The organism is Bradyrhizobium sp. Cp5.3, assembly GCF_000426265.1.
GTDB classification, from domain to species: Bacteria; Pseudomonadota; Alphaproteobacteria; order Rhizobiales; family Xanthobacteraceae; genus Bradyrhizobium; species Bradyrhizobium neotropicale.
The window spans coordinates 105,397-125,730 of record NZ_AUFA01000009.1; the positions used below are offsets into that span (position 1 = coordinate 105,397).

General features: G+C 66.1%; 16 protein-coding genes. 12 read left to right on the plus strand and 4 right to left on the minus strand.

The annotated features are described in order from the left end of the window. The first annotated feature begins 5 nt into the window (after positions 1–5). Complete coding sequence (locus K289_RS0114445) at positions 6–1,013, plus strand: extracellular solute-binding protein (protein WP_245283914.1); 1,008 nt, start codon at positions 6–8, stop codon at positions 1,011–1,013. Next, positions 1,006–2,265 (plus strand): PepSY domain-containing protein, encoded by a 1,260-nt coding sequence (locus tag K289_RS44375; protein WP_084788610.1) that lies wholly within the window; start codon positions 1,006–1,008, stop codon positions 2,263–2,265. Before K289_RS0114445 ends, K289_RS44375 begins: the two co-directional genes overlap by 8 nt. Here K289_RS44375 and K289_RS50410 read toward each other — a convergent pair. Further along, a complete protein-coding gene (locus K289_RS50410) occupies positions 2,146–3,003 on the minus strand; it encodes a LysR family transcriptional regulator (RefSeq protein WP_051310573.1) in 858 nt (285 codons plus the stop codon). The two genes, K289_RS44375 and K289_RS50410, sit on opposite strands and share 120 nt — an antisense overlap. A gap of 163 nt (positions 3,004–3,166) precedes the next feature. Between K289_RS50410 and K289_RS0114460 the strand changes: the two genes are divergently transcribed. From K289_RS0114460 to K289_RS0114485, 6 genes are all read left to right on the plus strand, one after another. Then, on the plus strand, positions 3,167–4,072 hold the full coding sequence (locus K289_RS0114460) for an alpha/beta fold hydrolase (RefSeq protein ID WP_198024704.1): 906 nt from the start codon (positions 3,167–3,169) through the stop codon (positions 4,070–4,072). 95 nt (positions 4,073–4,167) lie between these two features. Next, positions 4,168–5,400 carry a rhodanese-like domain-containing protein gene (locus tag K289_RS0114465; protein ID WP_027552178.1) on the plus strand — a complete coding sequence of 411 codons (1,233 nt, stop codon included), beginning with the start codon at positions 4,168–4,170 and terminating at the stop codon, positions 5,398–5,400. 292 nt (positions 5,401–5,692) lie between these two features. Continuing rightward, the gene (gene serA, locus K289_RS0114470) at positions 5,693–6,937 is read left to right on the plus strand and encodes a phosphoglycerate dehydrogenase (RefSeq protein WP_027552179.1); all 1,245 of its coding nucleotides are present in this window, start codon (positions 5,693–5,695) and stop codon (positions 6,935–6,937) included. 113 nt (positions 6,938–7,050) lie between these two features. Further along, positions 7,051–8,070, plus strand: a complete 1,020-nt coding sequence (locus K289_RS0114475) for a patatin-like phospholipase family protein (protein WP_027552180.1) — start codon at positions 7,051–7,053, stop codon at positions 8,068–8,070. Between the two features lie 3 nt (positions 8,071–8,073). Further along, positions 8,074–9,528, plus strand: a complete 1,455-nt coding sequence (locus K289_RS0114480; protein WP_027552181.1) for a GntP family permease — start codon at positions 8,074–8,076, stop codon at positions 9,526–9,528. A gap of 147 nt (positions 9,529–9,675) precedes the next feature. Then, positions 9,676–11,286, plus strand: a complete 1,611-nt coding sequence (locus K289_RS0114485) for a tannase/feruloyl esterase family alpha/beta hydrolase (protein WP_371260813.1) — start codon at positions 9,676–9,678, stop codon at positions 11,284–11,286. Between the two features lie 30 nt (positions 11,287–11,316). Here the strand turns inward: K289_RS0114485 and K289_RS0114490 are convergent, their stop codons facing one another. The 3 genes from K289_RS0114490 to K289_RS0114500 form a co-directional block, all read right to left on the minus strand. Continuing rightward, the gene (locus K289_RS0114490) at positions 11,317–13,038 is read right to left on the minus strand and encodes an ATP-dependent Clp protease adaptor ClpS (RefSeq protein WP_027552183.1); all 1,722 of its coding nucleotides are present in this window, start codon (positions 13,036–13,038) and stop codon (positions 11,317–11,319) included. Between the two features lie 120 nt (positions 13,039–13,158). Then, entirely contained in the window at positions 13,159–14,781 is a 1,623-nt protein-coding gene (locus K289_RS0114495) for an MDR family MFS transporter (protein ID WP_027552184.1), read from the minus strand. After that, positions 14,723–15,997, minus strand: coding sequence for an HlyD family secretion protein (locus K289_RS0114500; protein ID WP_035684742.1), 1,275 nt, complete (start codon positions 15,995–15,997; stop codon positions 14,723–14,725). Before K289_RS0114500 ends, K289_RS0114495 begins: the two co-directional genes overlap by 59 nt. Before the next feature lie 91 nt (positions 15,998–16,088). Here K289_RS0114500 and K289_RS0114505 point away from each other — a divergent pair, with 91 nt between their 5' ends. The 4 genes from K289_RS0114505 (at position 16,089) to K289_RS0114520 (ending at position 20,257) form a co-directional block, all read left to right on the plus strand. Then, positions 16,089–16,763: a TetR/AcrR family transcriptional regulator gene (locus tag K289_RS0114505; protein WP_027552186.1), complete on the plus strand. Its 675-nt coding sequence runs from the start codon at positions 16,089–16,091 to the stop codon at positions 16,761–16,763. Positions 16,764–16,903: 140 nt separating this feature from the next. After that, positions 16,904–17,272, plus strand: a complete 369-nt coding sequence (locus K289_RS0114510) for a MarR family winged helix-turn-helix transcriptional regulator (protein ID WP_198024712.1) — start codon at positions 16,904–16,906, stop codon at positions 17,270–17,272. A 13-nt stretch (positions 17,273–17,285) separates the two neighbouring features. Next, on the plus strand, positions 17,286–18,056 hold the full coding sequence (locus tag K289_RS0114515; RefSeq protein WP_027552188.1) for an enoyl-CoA hydratase: 771 nt from the start codon (positions 17,286–17,288) through the stop codon (positions 18,054–18,056). A 119-nt stretch (positions 18,057–18,175) separates the two neighbouring features. Then, positions 18,176–20,257 (plus strand): methyl-accepting chemotaxis protein, encoded by a 2,082-nt coding sequence (locus K289_RS0114520; RefSeq protein ID WP_027552189.1) that lies wholly within the window; start codon positions 18,176–18,178, stop codon positions 20,255–20,257. Positions 20,258–20,334 lie beyond the last annotated feature (77 nt).

Here is a 20,334-nt window from a genome sequence, read left to right on the forward strand (position 1 = left end):
AAGCCTTGGCAGTTCTGATTGCGCTGGCGTCTGTCTGTGCTGCCACCGCGGGTGCGAGCCGCGGCGAGGAGATCACGCTCTATTCGAGCAGGGAGGCTGCCCTGGTCGCGCCTGCGGTCACGGCGTTCACGGAAGAGACCGGCGTCAAGGTGAATGTCGTCTTCGTCGAGGATAGTCTCGTCAAACGCCTCGTGTCCGAGGGCGAAGCGTCGCCTGCGGACGTCCTGATGACGATCGGCCTGGACAAGACCACGCAGCTCTCCAGCCGCGGTCTGACCCAGGCGCTCGTATCGCCGCGCGTCGAGCAGGCCGTTCCGTCAAATCTGCGCGGGGACGGCGCGCAATGGTTCGCCGTCTCCGTTCGTCCGCGCGTCGTGCTGGCGCGCAAGGACAGTGCGCTGGCGGCAATCGACTATGAAGACCTCGCGAGCCCGCAATGGCAGGGCAAACTGTGCATGCGCTCGCCTCTGCATCAGAACAACGTCGCCCTGGTGGCGGCCTATCTCGCCCATCACGGCGAGGCCGCGACGGAAGCGTGGCTCGCCGGTCTGAAAGCCAATCTCGTCCACAAGCCGGTTGACAAGGACAACGATGTGATCCGCGAGATCGCGCAAGGACGTTGCGAGATCGGCATCGGCAACACAGTGGCGCTGGCGCAGTTGCGCGATGGACGGGACGGCGCCGACTGGCGTGCCTGGGCGATGGCGGTCAGGGCGGTTCCGACAGTGTTCAAGGGCGGCGGCACGCATGTGAATCTCACCGGTGCGGCGATCGCAAAACACGCGCCGCATCCAGCGTTGGCACAGAAATTCATCGAATTCCTTGTCGCGCCCGAGGCGCAGCGGATCTTTGCAGCCGCCGAGCTCGAATATCCCGTGCTTGCGGCGGCGGAGCCGGCTCCGATTGTCGCTGAGATCGGATCGTTCACGGCCGAAGCGTTGCCGATCGATCAGGTCGCAAGCCATCAGCAAGCCGCGATCGCGCTCATCAGGAAGGTGGGTTTCGATGAGTAGGCTCGGGCATACGATCAAGGCCGGCCTGCTTCAGGTCCATTCCGTCGTGGGCCTCGTGCTCGCGCTGCTGCTTACCCTGATCGCGCTGACCGGCGCGATCATGAGCTTTGAGGACGAGATCGTCGATCATCTGAATGCGGGGATGATGCGGGTCGCGCCGCGCACGGCGCCGGTGCTGATGCCGGACGAACTGGTCGCGCGGCTGAAGGCGGCGCAGGATGTCGGCAAGGTCGCCGCCGTCACGCTGTCGAGCGATCCGTCCGCGGCCGTGCATATCCGCTTCGCCCGGGACGAGCAGGGCGGGCGGCCGGCTTCGCTCTATGTCGATCCCTATGACGCGCGCGTGCTGGGCGTGCCGCGCGGCGAGGAATTCTTTGCCATCGTCCGCAGGCTGCATCGGTGGCTGCTGATCCCCGGCGATGCCAAGGGCTGGGGACGCCCGATCACCGGCATCGTGGCGCTTAGCCTGATCGTCATGCTCGTGTCGGGCCTCGTGCTGCGCTGGCCGCGCCGCGCGAGCAGCGTCAAGATGTGGCTGAAGCCAAATCTCGGGCTCAGCGGCCGCGGCCTGCACCGATCGCTGCATGCCGTGATCGGCACCTGGGTGCTACCGATCTACCTGGTGATGACGCTGACGGGGCTCTGGTACTCGTTCGACTGGTACAAGGATGGCGTGGTCTGGCTTCTGTCGCGGCCGGAGGCTGCCGCGGCGAAGATGCAGCCGAGGGCACCGCGCGCAGCCGTCCCGCGCGAGCCGGTGCCGGCGGTGGGATTTGATCGAGCCTGGTCGGCTTTTCTGCACGAAGAGGGTGATCGCTTCTCCAGAGCCTTGCTGACGCTGCCTGCCGGGCCCGGGACGGTGATCCGGATCAGGTCATGGGGGAAGGAGGCTACGCTCGAGGCCTCGCGCGACGAATTTCGCATCGACGCGGTCACCGGCCAGATGGTCTCCGCGGAGCGTTATGTCGACAAGACGTTCGGCGAGAAGATCATCGCGAGCGTGTACGACCTCCACCGCGGCGCAATCCTGGGCTGGCCAGGCAAGCTCGCGTTCATGCTCGCCGCGGCGCTGATGCCGCTGTTCGCCGTTACCGGCGTCTTGCTCTATATGTCGCGCCGCAAGTTGCGGCCATCACGCCAGCGCGCAGCGCTGCGCGATGATGCTGCCGATCGCACGGGCGAACGGCAGGTTGCAGCCTCTAGCGATGCCAAGGGCAAGCTCGACGGCGTTGAGCTGCGGCAGTTCCGCTAGGTCGCTGGCATGCGGCAGCGCCTTGCGCTCGCCGAGTCTGACCGGCAGGGCGGCATAGCCGAGGCCAGCCTTGACGGCGGCGATCAGTGCAGTGAGGCTGCGGGCCTCGCAGGCGATGGTCCATTCGCGTCCGAGGAGCCGCAGGCTGCGCAGCGCTTCGCTGCGATAAGCGCAGCCATCGGCGAATGCGACCAGCGGAACGGCATCATCGGAACAAGACGTCGCCTTGCCAAACCAGGTCATCGGCTCGAACGCGATCGCGGCGTCATCGGCATTCGACGGGGTGCGCTTGTAGAAGGCGAGATCGAGCCGGCCGTGGCCGACGTCTTCGGCGAGCCGCGCCGACAGGTCGGTCCGCAGCGCGAGCTGAGCATCCGGGAAGCGCGAGCGGATTTCGCCGAGGGTCGACGAGAAATCACGCTCGAGAAAATCTGCGGGCATGCCGAGCCTGATCTGCCCGCCCGCCCTCGGCCGGCGCATCGCGGCAATCGCGCGTTCGTTGAGCGCGATGATCTCTCGCGCATGTGCGATCAGCTCCTCGCCCTTTGCCGTCGGGCCGAGCACTCGCCCGCGCGCCCGCTCCAGCACGGGATGGCCGACCAGGCCTTCGAGCCGGGCGATCTGAAGGCTGATTGCGGATTGCGATCGCCCCAGCTGCTCGGCGGCGCGCGAAAAACTCTTGAGGTCGACAATCGCGATCAGGGACCGCAGCGTGTCGATGTCGAGGGTCGTCGGCATGGGCGAACTCCGAAAGAGGCGTCGCCGGATACGAACCCGGCGCAAGGGCTCAGTCAAAATCAGATTTATCAATGAAGCCATTGCAGAAATCAATTTTCCCCGCGTGAGGCGTGTGCGCTATCAGGCAAGCGCGCCGGTCGGAATAAGGCGCGGGGGGAAATACATGCAACGCCGCAATCTTCTGAAGGGGCTGGGATTGACCGCCACTGCCGCCATCGCCGCGACGCCGGTTGTGGCTCAGGGCGCAAAGCCCACTCCGATGATGGCGCCATCGCCATGGCCGGTGCCGCAGCTGGCGAGCGACGGCCGGCTTGGCCATTGCCGTATTGGCGACGGTCCTGCGGTCTGCGTGGTGCTGCACGAATGGCTCGGCGACCACGTCAACTGGGAGCCGGTGCTGCCCTATGTCGATCTCGCCCGCCACTCGCTAGTGTTCATGGACCTCCGCGGCTACGGCTGGTCGCGCGGGATGAGTGGGAGCTACACGCTGGATGAAGCCGTCGCGGACGTGCTGCGCACCGCCGATGGCCTCTCGACCGCCCGTTTCCATCTTGTCGGGCATTCGATGTCCGGGCTGGTGGCGCAGAAGATTGCGCTCCAGGCGCCGGGCCGGGTCCAGAGCGTGACGCTGTTCTCGCCGGTGCCGCCCACCGGCTTCCGTGCCGACGAGGCCGCGATGAAGGCACTCAACGCCGTGATCGACGAGGACGAGGCGGCCGCGCGTGCGATCACGGCCCGCACCTCCAGCCGCTACGGTGCCGGCTGGCTGCAGCGCAAGCTCGCCATCGCGCGCGGCGCGGCGACGCTCGAGGCGATGCGCGGCTATCTGAAGATGTTCACGAGTTCCGCCATCACGGGCGAGACACACGGGCTTGCCGCGCCCCTGCATGTGGTGAACGGTGGGCTCGACATCGTGTTCTATCGCGGCGATCCCTCGCGCAACGCCTTTGCGCTGGCCTATCCGCGCGTGACGTTCGAGACGATCGAAGACGCCGGTCACTACTCCATGCTCGAGACCCCGGTCCGGGTGGCGAGCATCATCGAGAAGCAGGTGGCCGCCGCGGGCTGAGGCGAACCGGCGATCAACAATATGCAGCGGAGTGGCTAGCCAACGCCCCGACTATCGTTCAAAAGCTCCTGGCTCGTCCTTTCGAGGTTCATGCCATGACGCTTCAGACCGTCACTCCCGCCGACATCCGCCGCGCGCTGCTGCTGCGCGAGGAGATCGCGCTGCTCGATCTCAGGTTTGAGGCGGCTTTTGCGACCGGCCATCCGCTGTTCGCCGCCAACATGGCCGTGGACAGGATCGCGATCGAAGCCGAGATGAGACTGCCGCGCAAAGATGTGCCGGTCGTGCTCCATGATGACGGCGAAGGGCTGGTTGCTGCGGGCGCCGAACGCCTTGCCGCGCTTGGTTACACCAACGTTCGTGCGCTCGACGGCGGGCTGAGGGCGTGGCGCGCGGCGGGCCTTGAAGTGTTCGAGGACGTCAATTCCTATTGCAAGGCCTTTGGTGAGCTGGTCGAGGCGCGCCGCCACACGCCCTCGCTCGGCGCCGACGAGGTCGCAAAGCTGATCGCCGACAAGGCCAACATTGCCATCCTCGACGTCCGCCGTTTCGACGAATACGCAACCATGAACATCCCGGGCTCGGTCAGCGTGCCCGGCGCGGAGCTGGTGCTGCGGGCGGGGCGCGCCGCGCCCGATCCCGACACCACCATCATCGTCAATTGCGCCGGCCGCACGCGCTCGATCATCGGTACCCAGTCGCTGATCAATGCCGGCGTGCCCAACAAGGTGCGGGCGCTGCGCAACGGCACGATCGGCTGGACGCTGGCGCGACATACGCTCGATCACGGCTCGGACCGGCGCGGCGCCATCGGCCCGTTCGAAGGCGGCCCGGCGAACGCGCGTGACGTTGCCTATCGCGCCGGCGTCCGCCGCATCGGCGCCGGCGAGGCGGCCGCGCTCGTCGCGCAGACCGGTCGTACGCTCTATCGGTTCGACGTGCGCGACGCGGAGGAATATGCGGCCGGCCACATCCCGGGCTTCCGTCACTATCCGGGCGGCCAGCTTGTCCAGGAGACCGACATGGCCGCGCCCGTGCGCGGCGCGCGCATTCTCTTGACCGACGACAAGGGCGTCCGTGCCGACATGACCGCGTCCTGGCTCGCGCAGATGGGCTGGGAGGTCTATGTGCTCGAAGGCGGCTATGATGGCGCGCTCGAGATCGGACCGCCGCGCGTCCTGCCGAAGCCCGATCCGGCGCATCGCTACCGCCGTCCCTATGAGGGCACAGACGTCGCCGAGCGCGCGATGCAGGCCTATCTCGACTGGGAATACGGCCTCGTCGAGCAGCTCCGCCGCGACGGCACGCACGGGTTTTACGTGATTTGACGGCGGGCGGGAGGGTTCCTTACCGCGAGCATTGATCTCTCACCGTCACCCCTGAGGTGGCCGCTTCTTCAGCGGCCCTCGAAGGGCGACGGCCCGGCCGCATCGGGGCCGTTCATCCTTCGAGGCTCCCCACGCGACGTTTCGCGTCGCATGGCTCGCACCTCAGGATGACGGGTCTGGTACACCAAGCCACCTACCACCCGGCCATCTTCTCCCCACATCCAAAGCCTATTGTGCTGCGTCTCCTCCGCGGTCTATGAGCTGCGGCAAAGCTGTTACTTACGGAGATCCTATGCCGGCCCCAGGTCAAAACCCCGAGCGGAACGCGAAGGCGCTGCTGCTTGAAGGCGTCAATGACAGCGCCGTGGACCTGTTCAGGAGCGCGGGCTTCACCAATGTCGAACGCCTGACCAAGGCGCTGGACGGGGAGGCGCTGCGGCAGGCGCTGAAGGGCGTGTCGCTGCTCGGCATCCGCTCGCGCACGCAGATCACCGAGGAGGTGCTGGAGGCCGCCGACCAGCTCCTGGCGGTCGGCTGCTTCAGCGTCGGCACCAACCAGGTCGATCTTTTGGCGGCGCGAAAGCGCGGCATTCCCGTGTTCAATGCGCCGTTCTCCAACACGCGCAGCGTCGCCGAGCTGGTGATCGGTGAGATCGTGATGCTGCTGCGGCAGATTTTTCCGCGCTCGGTATCGGCGCATGAAGGCGGCTGGGACAAGTCGGCGACCGGCAGCCGCGAGGTGCGGGGCCGCACCCTCGGCATCATCGGCTATGGCAATATCGGTTCGCAGCTTTCGACGCTGGCGGAAGCCATGGGCATGCGGGTGATCTACTTCGACCGCACCGACAAGCTCCGCCATGGCAATACCGAGCCGGTCGAGAAGCTGGAGGAGCTGCTGGCGCAGAGCGACGTGGTCAGCCTGCACGTGCCGGAGACGCCGGAGACCGCCGGCATGATCGGCGAGAGGGAGCTGCGGGCGATGAAGCCGGGCTCGTTCCTGATCAACAACAGCCGCGGCACCGTCGTCGATCTCGATGCGCTCGCCGGTGCCTTGCGTGACGGTCACCTCGCCGGTGCCGCCATCGATGTGTTTCCGGTCGAGCCTTCGTCGAATGCCGACCGATTCAAGAGCCCGGTGCAGGGCCTCGGCAACGTCATCCTCACCCCGCATATCGGCGGCTCGACCGAGGAGGCGCAGGAGCGGATCGGCGGCGAGGTGGCGCGCAAGCTCGTCGATTATTTCATCACCGGCTCGACCATGGGGGCTGTGAATTTCCCGGAGGTGCAGCTGCATCTGCGCCCCTCCGGCGCCCGCTTCAGCCACGTCCATCGCAACGTGCCGGGCATGCTGCGCCGGCTGAACGAGGTGTTCCTCCAGCGCGACATCAACATCGCCGCGCAATATCTGGAGACCGCCGGTGACCTCGGCTACGTCGTGCTCGATGCCGACCTCGGCGGCCAGGATTCGGGCACGCTGCTCGAGCAGATTCGCGCCCTCGAAGGCACCGTCGGCGCACGGCTGGTATTCGAGCATTAGACGGCGGGACCGTCACGTTCCGGTTGCATCGAGCGGCCACGGCTCTCTACACTGCTGTCATCCTCGGCGTGTTATAAAACGCGTCGAATTTGAGCTTCAGTTGCGTGGTGCCGATGGAACGGGACGCCGTACTGATTGATCTCGCACTTCAGGGCGGCGGCTCGCATGGCGCGTTCGCCTGGGGCGCGCTCGACCGTCTCCTCGAAGAGAAATGGATCGAGATTGCCGCTATCTCCGGCACGTCCGCGGGTGCGATGAACGCGGCGGTATTGGCGGATGGCTGGACCGCCGGTGGCGCCGAAGGCGCGCGTGACGCGCTGGAGCAATACTGGCGCCGTGTCTCGCGGGCCGCCGCCTTCAGCCCGCTGCAGCGCTCGCCGCTCGACCGGCTGATGGGGCGCTGGACGCTCGATACATCGCCCGCCTACATCCTCACCGATCTGATGTCGCGGGTGCTCTCGCCCTATGATCTCAATCCGACCGGCTACAATCCGCTGCGCGCGGTGCTGGCCGAGAGCATCGACTTCGAGCGCCTCGCGCGCTCGCCGATAAAGCTGTTCATCACCGCGACGCGTGTGCGGACCGGGCGCGGCCGCATCTTCCGCAACGCCGAGATCACCGCCGACGTGCTGCTGGCGTCGGCCTGCCTGCCGACCATGTTCCGGGCGATCGAGATCGATGGCGAGCCCTATTGGGATGGCGGCTTCGCCGGCAACCCGACGATCACGCCGCTGGTGCGCGAAAGCGACGCCTGCGACACCATTCTGGTGCAGATCAATCCGACGGAGCGGCCGGAGGAGCCGCGGACGGCGGCGGAGATCCTCAACCGCCTCAACGAGATTTCCTTCAACTCGCCGCTGATGAAGGAGCTGCGCATGATCGCGCTGCTGCGCCAGGCGGCCGATCCCGGCAGCGGCGAGGGCGCGCGCTGGGCGAAGATGCGGACGCATCGGATCAAGAGCGACATGCTGGCGAAGTTCGGTGCATCCTCGAAGCTCAATGCGGAGTGGGAATTCGTCTCGATGCTCCGGTCCGAGGGACGGCTGGCTGCGCAGGCGTTTCTCGACGAGCATGGCATGGACGTCGGCCGGCGCTCGACCGCCGATCTCGATGTTCTGCTGACGGAGTGCTGAGGCATGGGTCTTCTCGGCCTTCTCGTCGGGCTCGGCCTGCTCGTGGTGTTCGCCTTTCGCGGCTGGAGCGTCCTCTTGCTCGCGCCGTTCGCCGCGCTCGTTGCCGCGCTGTTCGGCGGCGAGCCGCTGCTTGCGAACCTGACGCAGGTCTTCATGGCGAGTGCGGCCGGCTTCCTGGCGCAGTTCTTTCCGATCTTTCTGCTCGGCGCTGTCTTCGGCAAGCTGATGGACGACAGTGGTGCCGTCACTGCGGTCGCCGGCTTCATGGCGGAGCGACTCGGTGAGCGGCGTGTGGTGCTGGCGGTCGTGCTGGCCGGCGCGATGGTCACCTATGGCGGCGTCAGCCTGTTCGTCGCGTTCTTCGTCATCGCACCGATGGCCCGGTCCCTGTTCCGAGCCGCCGCGATTCCGCGCCGGCTGATACCGGCCGCGATCGTGCTGGGCACGTCGACCTTCACCATGTCCGCGTTGCCAGGCACGCCGTCGATCCAGAACGCCATCCCGATGCCGTTCTTCGGCACGACGCCGTTTGCCGCGCCTGGCCTTGGCATTCTCGCTTCGCTCGTCATGCTCGCGACGGGATTGTGGTGGCTGCGTCGCGCCGAGGCTGCCGCGCGCCGCGCCGGCGAGGGCTATGGCGAGGACACGGAGGATGCGACTGAGCGCGCCGCCGCCGACGAGTTCGTGCGCGAACGCGCAACCACGGCGCGGGAGTTCGACCCGGCGGAGCTGAAGCGCGGCCATCGCAGCGGTTCGCCGTCGCCGGTCGCGAGCGCCATCGTGCCGCTGATCGTCGTGGTCGCCGTCAATCTCACGATGTCGCTCGTGGTGCTGCCGCGGCTCGACGTCAGCTATCTCGCCGAGCCGCGTTTCGGCAGCACGTCGTTGGCCGCAGTCGCAGGTGTGTGGTCGGTCTCGGTCGCGCTGGCTGCCGCCATCCTCGCGACCATCGTGCTGAACTGGACCCGGCTGCCGGCGTTGCGGCAGACCATGGACGCCGGCGCCAATGCGTCGGTCCTGCCGGCGCTGAGTGTCGCGAGCCTCGTCGGCTTCGGCGCGGTCGTCGCCGCGCTGCCGGCCTTCACCGTGGTGCGTGACTGGGTGCTCGCGATCGAAGGCGGCCCGCTGGTGTCGCTGGCAGTCGCAACCAACATCCTGGCCGCATTGACCGGGTCGGCATCGGGTGGCCTGACCATCGCGCTCGATGCGCTCGGCCAGACCTATGTCGAGCTTGCCACGCGCACCGGGATCGATCTCGGCTTGATGCATCGCGTCGCGGTGATCGGATCGGGGACGCTGGACATCCTGCCGCATAACGGTGCGGTGGTCAGCCTGCTCGCGATCTGCGGCCTGACGCATCGCGACAGTTATTTCGACATCGTGATGGTGGGCATCGTGACATCGTTGCTGGCGCTGGTGGTCGTGATCGTATTGGGCGGCACGCTGGGATCGTTCTAGCCTGGACGCGGATGTCAATGAATTGACGGGCCATTAATGGTCGCATTCAATGCGCGCCTCCCGTTGGACCGGATAAGAATGAAGAGGGTGGAAACGATGGCGCGAATGGATGCGAGACTGTGTGCATGGCTCGCGGGCGCGATAATCATGCTTGGCATGAACGCCGCATTTGCGGCGACGTTGCCGCAGGAGGCCGACACGGTCTGCAAGAGCCTCGCCGGCGGCGGCGATGCGGTGAAGATCGATGCCGCAACGTTGCAGGCGCCGTCGCAGCTCGCTGTTGCGGAGCGCGGACCGACGCCGTCAGGGCGCGTCACGCCGGCCAATCCCGCCTACTGCAAGGTGCTTGGGCACATCGAGCCGACTGATCCCGAAGCACCGCCGATCAAGTTCCAGGTCAACCTGCCGGTCGAGTGGAACGGGCGGTCCGTGCAGTATGGCGGCGGTGGCTTCAATGGCGTGCTGATCACCGGCCTTGCGCTGCCGCCTGCCTATCCCTTCGACAAGCCGTCGCCGCTGGCGCGCGGCTTCGTCACCTACGGCACCGACTCCGGCCACGAATCCAAGCCCGGCGCGCCGCCGCAGCTCTTCGCGCTCAACGACGAAGCGTTCGAGAATTTCGCGCACCGTGCCTACAAGAAGGTGCGCGATGCAGCCGTCGCGCTGATGGAGCGCGCCTACGGCAAGCGGCCCGAAAGGATGTACTTCATGGGTTCCTCCGAAGGCGGCCGCGAAGGCCTCACCATGGCGCAGTGCTATCCGGAGGATTTCGACGGCATCTTCTCGCGCGTTCCCGTGATCAACTGGGTCGGCCTGCAGCATGCCGGCACGCGCTCGGGCCTCGTGACCATGGGCGCGGGCTGGATCAATCCGGCGCAGGTGAAGCTCGTGGGCGATGCCGTGCGTACGGCTTGCGACAAGGCCGATGGCTCCGATGACGCGCTGGTGCAGGATCCCGTCGCCTGCAAGGCGGCGTTCAAGGCCGAGACGCTGCGCTGTGCCAGCGGCCAGAGTGGCGACCAGTGCCTGACTGACGCGCAGATCAAGGCGATCGACACGCTGCATGCGACCTACAAATTCCCGTTCGCGCTCGCCAACGGTCTCGACGACTATCCGGGCTGGGGTATTTCGGGCGAGGATACGCCGGCTGCCGGCTCGACCGGCGGCTGGGTCGCATGGTGGCTCGGCACGGCGCCGCCGGCGCAGCCGCCTGTGCCCAACAACGGCATCGCCTGGATCTACGGCGCAGGCGGCATCCAATATGTGTTCGCGCGCGATCCCAAGCTTGACGTCACCACCTACAAGGTAGAGGAGCACAAGGCGCGGCTGCTCGAGGTCTCGAACCTCATGGACTCGACCAATCCCGATCTCAGCCGCTTCCGCGCCCACGGCAGCCGGCTGATCATGCTCGAGCATATGGCCGACTACGCGCAGAGCCCCTATGCCGGCATCCGCTACTTCGAGAGCGTCGAGCGCAAGCTCGGCAAGGCCGAGACCGCGGAGTTCGCGCGGCTCTACACCGCACCGGGCGTCGACCATGTCGGCTCCGGCGCGCCGGCCAATGTCGACATGTTGAGCGTGCTGGTCGACTGGGTCGAGAAGGGCAAGGCGCCAGGTGACTTGGAGGTCACCGAGCAGAAGGTCGAGGCGCCGTCATTCGCAGTGCTGCGCGCGCTGCCGCTGTGCCGCTGGCCGACATGGCCGCACTACAAGAGCGGCCCGGTGACGGAGGCGTCGAGCTTCACCTGCGCGCCGTGAGGCTCGACTGAACGGCCATGGCGGCAGGCTTCACCCCGCCGCCATCCGCTGCGCACCGCCCAGCAGCCGCGCATTGAGCCGGCCGCCGGAGAACAGCATGTCGTCGAGTGCCTCGTCGATGTCGGCGGAGATGACGGAGTTGCCACCATCGCGCGCGAGGCTGGCCTGCGCCAGCCGCCGCATCAATTCCTTGATGAACGCACAGCTCGTGCCCTCGCTGCGCCGGGCAGCCTCAGCGACGATCGCGTCCTCGAGCGGCAATCCTTTGCCGTAGAGCCGGACCAGCTTGCTGCGGCCGCTCTCGTCGGGAAGCGGAACTTCGATGGCCTGGTCGATGCGACCCGGACGACCCGCGAGCGCGCCCTCGAGGTCCCGCGGCCGGTTGGTGGTCAGAACGAACAGGATGTCCGCATCCTCCTTCAGCCCGTCCATCTCATTGAGCAGCTTGTTCAGCATGGTTTCCTCGCACGGTCCCATGTCGTCACGGTCGCGGGCAATGAGATCGACATCCTCGATCACCACCATCGAGGGCTGAAGCAAACGCGCGAGTCTCATATAGGCGCCGAGAAGGCCCATTTGCTCCGCGGCGATGATCAGCGTCGTATGCCCGGGCAAGTGTGTCGCGAGATAGCGGATCGTGTGGGTCTTGCCGGTGCCGGGCGGTCCGTAAAGCAAAATTCCCTTGCGAGTCGACTGCCCGAGGTGGCGCAGCATGTCTCGTGTGCCCACGAAGTTCAGCACGTTGCGATCGAGCAGCCGCAACGTTTGTTCGGGCAGGATCACCTCGTCACGCCCGATCGAGGGAAGCCGGTGCACGGTAATCGCGCGCGAGCGGCCGCGGTAGTCGGGATCGGTATCGAGCGAGAGGATCTTGCCGCGATAGGTGCGCGCGGCCTGCACTGCGTCCTCCAGCGCGCTGAAGCATTGCTGGACAAGCGCCGCACCACCGGCCCCGGCCGGCACCATGACCTCGATCCGCACGCCGATCTCACGGCTATATTCCCGGTGAATGGCCAGAAGCACCGCGTAGCGGAGGCCGGACGCTGCGCAAAGCCAAAGACCATTGTCAAGGCACTTGGCCGGTGCTCGTTCGCCGATGTCCACGTCGTTGTACTGAAGCGGTGCGATCGTCACAGCGAAATTGTCGTTCTGCATCAATCTCGACATGGATAGCGTTTCGTAACGCCGGTCTTCGGCGAGACCGAACAGCCGGACCGGTGATGCGAACAGTCTGTCGATGGCGGCCTGGACGTCTGCCCGCATGTGGCCGGGAAACTGGCGCACCGTGGTCACGAGCTCGCTGCGCGGGACGTGGGCGAAATGCCAATTCAAGACGCCGAATGCGTAGTTGAACGTCTCCTCGGGCAGCTCCTGGGATGCCGTTGCTGCCGCAAGCACGCAATCGGCGCACAGCCAGACTGTACGGTCCATCAATTGCACTTCCGATTGCGCGGTAGGCTGGCCGCAAAGCTCGCAGCAGGACCTCGCCGTCTCGCTCGTGATCAGGAGAGGATGGCCGGCGGAGGCTATACGCTGCCGCGCAGATTCGAGCAGAGCGCCCGCGACGGACGGCGGATAGGGACCACAGACGGCGGTCGCATGCTTCTCGATGCCGGCCACAACGGAGGCTGCTTCGCTCTCCGACTTGCCGAAGACGCGGCGCAACAGGTCAATAATGAATTCATGCGGAGTATCGTCGTCGCCATGGAACACGAGTTGGGCCGGCACGGTCTCGGCCCGGGCATCGCTCATGAATTGCTCCTCTTCCACAATCTATAATTGATAGAACAAATAAGGAACACAAAGTGAGGCAGCCGTCAAGTGAGACGGCCGCGCAAACGTTTAATCAGGGATATGAGAGGACCGAAGCCCTCAGTGCGCCGGTCCGCCGGCTGCCCCCTTCACGCGCCGCATCAGCATCACGGCGATAGCGGCCAGCACCAGAACCACGCCGATCACCGCAAACGTGTCGGAATAGCCCATCACCAGCGCCTGACGCTTGACGGTCTTGCCGAGCGCGATGATCGCCTGCTCGCGCGCGGCGTTGGGGTCGGGCACGCCGTGCGCCATGAAGTAGTTGGTGAGCTGCGCGATGCGGGTGCGAACCTCCTCGCGGCCGAGCGTGACCGAATGGCCGATGATGTTGGAATGGAACTGCTCGCGCTTGGTGACGATGGTTGCGAGCACGGCGGTGCCGATCGCGCCGCCGAGATTGCGCATCATGTTGGAAATGCCGGAGGCGGCGGGCGCATCCTGCGGCGCGACGCTGCCGAGGCTGAGCGCGGAGAGCGGCGCCAGCGTCAGCGCCTGGCCAATCGCGCGGACGACGTTGGGGGCGAAGAACTGATCGCCGGAATAGTCGAGCGACATCATGATATTCATGAATGAGCTCGCGGCGAACAAGAGCAGGCCGACTGCCGCGATGTAGCGGGTGTCGAACCGTTGCATCAGCTTCGGCACCAGCGGAATCAACAGAAGCTGCGGCAGACCGGTCCAGGCCAGCACGTTGCCGATCTGCTCGGCATTGTAGCCCTGCACCTGGCCGAGATAGGCGGGCAGGAGATAGACCGAGCCGAACAGCGCGAAGCCGAGGAACACCGAGGCGATCGTGCCGACGCCGAAATTCCACTGCGTGAGCAGCCGCAGGCGCAGCAGCGGCTTTTCGACCACCAGCTCGTTATAGATGAACAGCGTCAGGCTGACCGCCGCGATGACGGCAAGCCGGACGATGAAGGGCGAGCCGAACCAGTCGTCCTTGTTGCCCTCCTCCAGCACGGCCTGAAGGGAGGCGAGGCCGACCGCCATGGTCGCGATGCCGAACCAGTCGCCCTCACGCAGCAGCCCGAGCTGCAGCGGCTGGCGCTCCAGCGTGAAGAACAGCGTGATCACCATCACCGCGGTGGGCACGACGTTGACGAAGAAGATGGTCTGCCAGCCGTAATTCTCGGTGAGATAGCCGCCGATGGTCGGGCCGATCGCCGGGGCAAAGGTGACGGCCAGAGAGAACATCGCCAGCCCAATCGGCTGCTGGGCCTTCGGCAGCTTGGTGAAGACCAGCGTGAAGGCCATCGGGATCAGGACGCCGCCGAAGAAGCCCTGGAAGCCGCGCATCGCGATCATCGACGGCAGATCGTGGGTGAAGGCACAGGCGACCGAGAATGCCGCGAACAGCGTCGCGAAGCTCAGCATGATGTTGCGGAAGGAGAACACCCGCGACAGGTAGTCGGTCAGCGGAATGACGATGATCTCGCCGATCAGGTAGGAGGTCGAGATCCATGATCCGTTGTCGACGCCGGTGCCGATGCCGCCTTCGATGTTGAGCAGCGAAGCGTTGGTGATCTGGATATTCAGGATCGCCATGAAGGCGCCGATCATCGCCGCAAACACGGCGACCCAGATCGTGGCGCTCGCGCGGTTCGGATCGACGGCCGCGCGATCAGGCGTCGCGGCCGGCGATGCGGCTATTTGCGTCGATAGTGTGAGGCTGTTTGACATGGCACGATCCTCCGGAAACAGGCTTGACCTTGATCTCCGCCTTGATCTCTGGCTTGGGCGTCGCGGCCGCTTGCGTGGTCGGCGCTGAGCGCGTTGCGATCGTCGGAATCACGGACATGCCGGGCCGCAGCGCGATCGCTGGCGTAGTCTCGGCATCCAGCGCGATCTTGACGGGGATGCGCTGCACCACCTTGGTGAAATTGCCGGTGGCGTTGTCCGGCGGCAGCAGCGCGAACTCCTGGCCGCTGGCCGGCGCGATGGAATCGACATGACCGTGCACGATCTGGCCCGGGAACGTGTCGACCTCGATCTCGACGGTCTGCCCGGCGTGCACGTTGGTGAGCTGGGTCTCCTTGAAATTGGCGACCACATAGGCGCCTTCGGCCGGCACGATCGACATCAACTGGGTTCCGGCCTGCACATACTGGCCGACGCGGAGCGTGCGGTTGCCGACGACGCCGTCGAGCGGGGCGACGATCGTGGTGTAGCTGAGATTGAGCTCGGCCTGCTGCTCGATCGCCACGGCGCGCGCGGCCGCGGCCCTGGCTTGCACGATCTCGGCCTTCAATAGGTCCACCTGCTTGAGGGCGGAGACGAGATTGGCGTTGTCGCGTGCGATCGCGGCGTCCGCGCCGGCATCGCGCGCCTGCGCCTGCTGCGCATTCTGCACGCTGCCATAGCCGGTCGCGGCGAGGTCGGTGTAGCGCTTGTTCTCCTGGCTTGCGAATTTCTTTGACGCGGTGTCGACGTCGATGGTCGCCTTGGCCGCCGCGATTACCGCCTGCTGCACCTCGAGCTGGGCCTCCTTGCTCGTCACCGTCGCGTTCGCGGCGGCGACATCGGCCCGGGCCTGGTCGAGCGCGACCTTGAAGTCACGGCTGTCGATCCGCGCCAGCACCTGGCCGGCTTTCACATGCTCGTTATCGCCGACCAGGACGCGGTCGAGATAGCCACTCACCTTCGGCGCGATGGTGGTGTTGTCGGCCTTCACATAGGCGTCATCGGTGGAGACCAGGAAGCGGCCGACCGTCCAGTAGTCGTAGCCGTACCAGCTCGCTCCCGCCAGCGCGACCGCCGCCACCCCCGCCAGCAACACCTTGCGAAAGTTTAGCTTTTGACGAACAGCCGAGGACGCCGGAGCGGGCAGAATGCCCTCTAGCGCAGTCGTTGGAACCACAGTGGCTTCGGACTTGGACGGGCTGGTGTGGACGGTCATGACCGGCTCCCCTGATTTAGGAAACTTGACGATTTCCAAAATAGGACTAGCTTTGAGACTGTCAATGGAATGACAGGCATCATGTAAAAACATGGCTCAGGCAAAATCTTCAGCGGCAAGTTCTTCAAGGGAATGCCGCCCGCGCGGGCGACCGCAACTGCGCAGCGACGAGGAGACGAAGCAGATCGTTTTCGACGCCGCCCGGCACGCTTTCGCCGTCGACGGCTACGCCGCGACCAGCACCGAAGAACTGGCGCGCCGCGCCGGCATCTCCACCAAGACGCTCTATAGGTTGTTTCCGGGCAAGGCCGCATTGTTCGAGGCCATGTGCGCGGATCGGCTCGAGCGGCTGCTCTCAGACGTCCATCTCCAGGCGAACGACGAGGTCGATATCGAAACGGGCCTGCGCGCGGCGCTGCTCGCCTGCGCCGATCTCGCGCTCGATCCCGAAGTCGTCGCGCTTCAGCGCATCATCTTGCAGGAGTCCGCCGAATTCCCCGAGCTCGCCGCGACCTTCTACAAGAACGGCATCATGCGCACGGTCGCCGCGCTCGCCGGCTGGCTGCGCGCCCAGGTCAAGCGCAAGCGCATTGCGATCGACGATGTCGAGGAAGTTGCCGGCATCTTGATCGGCATGATTGCCTCGGCGCCGCAGCGTGCCGCGATCTTCGGCGGCGTGCCTTTGCCGTCGCGCAAGGACATCCAGCGGCGCGTGCGCGTCTGTGCCGCGCTGTTCCTCGACGGCTGTCGCGCGAAATCGCCCTAGCGGCCGCCGCTCTTTGACAATCCTGTCGCGTCGGGCTATATATTTCGTATGCGAAGTAAATTGGTGGGCGCGTGAGCGCGCCGAGGCATCACCGGCTGATCTACCTGTTGAGCGTCGCGCAGCGGCGGCTGCAGCGCTGGATGGCGTCGCAGCCCGAAGGCGAGGTGACGCCGGCGCAGGCGGGTCTGTTGTTCATCCTTGGCAGGCAGGATGGCATCCTGATGGGCGAGGCGGGGGCTGCGCTCGATCTCGGGCCGGCCGGCATTTCCGGTCTCGTCGACCGCTCGGCCGCCGCCAAGCTGGTCGAGCGGCGGGCCGATCGCGAGGACGGTCGGGCCTGGCGCGTGTGGCTGACGCCGAAGGGCCGCTCTGCGCTGGCGCAGGCCAAGGCCGCCGCGGCGGAGGTCAATGCGGCGCTGACGCAAGGATTTACCAGCGCGGAGATCGACGTCGTCGCGCGCTGGCTGACGAGCATTCAGGACAAGTTTCCAAGAAGCCCAGAGGAATAAGAGGAGCAGACCAATGGCCGAGCAAGTGCGGATCGAGAACAGCGGCGGAATTCTCACTCTCACCCTGGCGCGTCCCGACAAGAAGAACGCGCTGACGGATGCGATGTACGGCAAGCTCGCCGATACCATCGAATCCGCCGAATCCGATACCTCAGTGCGCGTGCTGCTGATCCGCGGGGAAGGCGACATGTTCACTGCCGGCAACGATGTGGGAGAGTTCGCGGCGGTGGCGAGCGGCAAGTCCGAAGGCAGCCGCAACGTTGTGCGCTTCATCCAGTCGCTGGCGCGCTGCACCCGCCCGCTGGTCGCTGCCGTGCAGGGCCGGGCCGTCGGCGTCGGCACCACCATGCTGCTGCATTGCGACCTCGTCGTGCTCGCCGACAATGCGCAATTGTCGACGCCGTTCGTCAGCCTGGCGCTGGTGCCGGAAGCGGCCTCGAGCCTGCTGATGCCGGCGCGCATCGGCTACGCACGTGCCTATGAAATGTTCGCGCTGGGCGAAACTGTCCCTGCCAAATCTGCGCTGGAATGGGGCTTGGCCAATCGCGTCGTGCCGCTCGACAAGCTCGACGCCGAAGCGCTCGCGCTGGCCCAGCGCCTGGCTCGCCAGCCGGCCGGCGCGCTCACCGCCACCAAGCGGCTGATGCGCAACGGCGAGGCCCTGGTCGCGCAGATGAATGCGGAGGGCGAGCAGTTCGCGCAGCGCCTCCGCACGGCCGAGGCGCGCGAAGCATTCACGGCCTTCGCCGAGCGCCGTCCGCCCGATTTCACCAAAGTCGCATGATGTCCGAGGCCTGAAGCGCCGGGAGATCGGGAGTTGTCCGCAATTCGATTGAAACCTTAACGAAACGTTGGCATGTCGCGATGCAAGGTGGCCACCAGTGAAGACTTGGCCCCTTGCGCATGGCAATGTTTAAGAAATCGGTAAGCACGCTCCTTCTGGTTTTGATGGCCTTGCTGGCCGTCGGGGCCCTGACCAGCACTGCGATCCAAATGGCCGGCGCCTTCGGCCGCTATCGCGACAGCCTCGAGACCGGACGACTGGCGGCTGCCGACAAGGCAATCTTCCATGGCGTGCTGTCACTGCGCAACAATCGCGGCGACGCCCAGAGCGCATTGCTCGGCGAGGACGATCCGCGCACCAAGCTCGGCGAAGCCGAAAAGGCCGAGCAGGCGGGCTTTGAGGCCATCGTCGCGGCGCTTTCCACCATCGAATTTGCCGGGCGCGACGAGCTCGCGAGCACGCTGAAGCAGCGCTGGAACGAAGCCGCGCCGCAATTCCAGCTGTTCTATGACGAGGCGAGGCACCCGCGTGCCGAGCGCAAGATGGAGCGGACCGGCGCCTGGTACGATGCCGTCACCAAGGTCATCGACACCGCGAACCTGGCATCCACGGCGGTGTCGAACCGCGCCTGGATGAACGACCCTTTCATCGCTCGCATGATTCAGGTCCGCCGCCTCGCCTGGCAGGTGCGTGATCGCTACGGCATCCAATGCTCGACGCTGCGCCCCAATATCAACAGCAGCAAGCCGCTCGACGAGGCCCAGAAGCAGACCGTTGCCGGCTGGAACGGCATCGTTAGCGCCGGCTGGACCGGTATGGGCGAGCTCCTGGCCGCGCCTGACGTGACGCCGGAACTGGTCAACGCGGCGAAGGCCGCACGGGTCAAGACCGACGGCGTTCTCAAGCAGATCGGTGACCTCACCAGGAATCTCGACGGCAGTGGTCGTCCGGCGCTGCCTGCGTCGGAATGGAACGCGCTCTGCCAGTCGCCGTTTGCGCCGATCGTCGCTGTGGCGAACGAGGCGCTGGACCAGTCGATCGCGCGCGCGGAGACGGTTCGGGAGAGGGCTCTCACCAACCTCGTCGTGCAGTCGCTCGCGTTCCTGCTTGCGCTGGCCGTGACTCTGGCCGGCGTGTTCGTGGTGCGTAGTCGCCTGGTCCGCCCGGTCCGCGCCATCCTGGACGCCATCGCGCGCATCGGCGCGCGTGATTTTGCGACCTCGGTTCCGCAGTCGAAATATCCCGACGAGTTCGGCACCATGGCAGCTGCGCTCGAAAGCCTGCGCGAGAGCGCGGCGACCGCCGAGCGGCTGGGCCAGGAGCGCGAATCGCAGCAAGCCTTGCAGCTCGCGCGCTCCGGCACCGTCGATGCCGCCTGCCACAGCTTTGACGACACCGTGCAGGCCGTCATTCAGAGTGTTGCGGCATCGGCCAAGGAGCTTGATGCCACGGCGACGGGCATGCGTTCGCTGGTTTCGGAATCGAGCAGCCGGACCGCGGCGGTCTCCTCCGCCGCCGAGCAGGCCACCAACAATCTCGAAACCATCGCGGCTGCGACCGAAGAGCTCTCCGCCTCCGTCGGCGAAATCTCCGCGCAGGTGCAGGCGAGCGCACGCGAGGCGCGCGAAGCGGTGTCGCAGGCCGAGCAGACCAACGCGACGGTCGAGATCCTCGACCAGACCGCGAGCCGTATCGGCGAAGTCGTGAAGATGATCAATGCCATCGCCGGCCAGACCAACCTCCTGGCGCTGAATGCGACCATCGAGGCGGCGCGCGCCGGTGAAGCCGGCCGCGGCTTTGCCGTCGTCGCCGGCGAGGTCAAGAGCCTTGCGGCGCAGACCGCGACCGCGACGGAAGAGATCTCGCGGCAGGTCGAGGAGATCCAGGGCGCTACGGGGCAGGCGGTTGCCGCGATCCGATCCATCGGCGGCGCCATCAGCGGCATCGACGAGAAGATGACGGCGATTGCCGCCGCCGTCGAAGAACAGCGTGCGGCGACCACCGAGATCTCGCGCAACTTCCAGCAGGCTGCACAAGGCACCCGCGAGGTCACCGACACCATCGGCAGCGTCGCCAGCCTCAACCGCGAGACCGGCAATGCCGGAAACGTGCTGTTCGAATCGGTCAGGAAGATGTCGGTCGATGCCGACCGCCTCCGCGTCGCGGTCGAGGGCTTCCTCGGGGCAGTGAAGACCGCTTAGCCACAATATTTCTCCGTCCCATTGGTGCGCGGATCGGCATTGCCGCAGGTCCTCGCCCCGAGTACATCTGTGCCGCC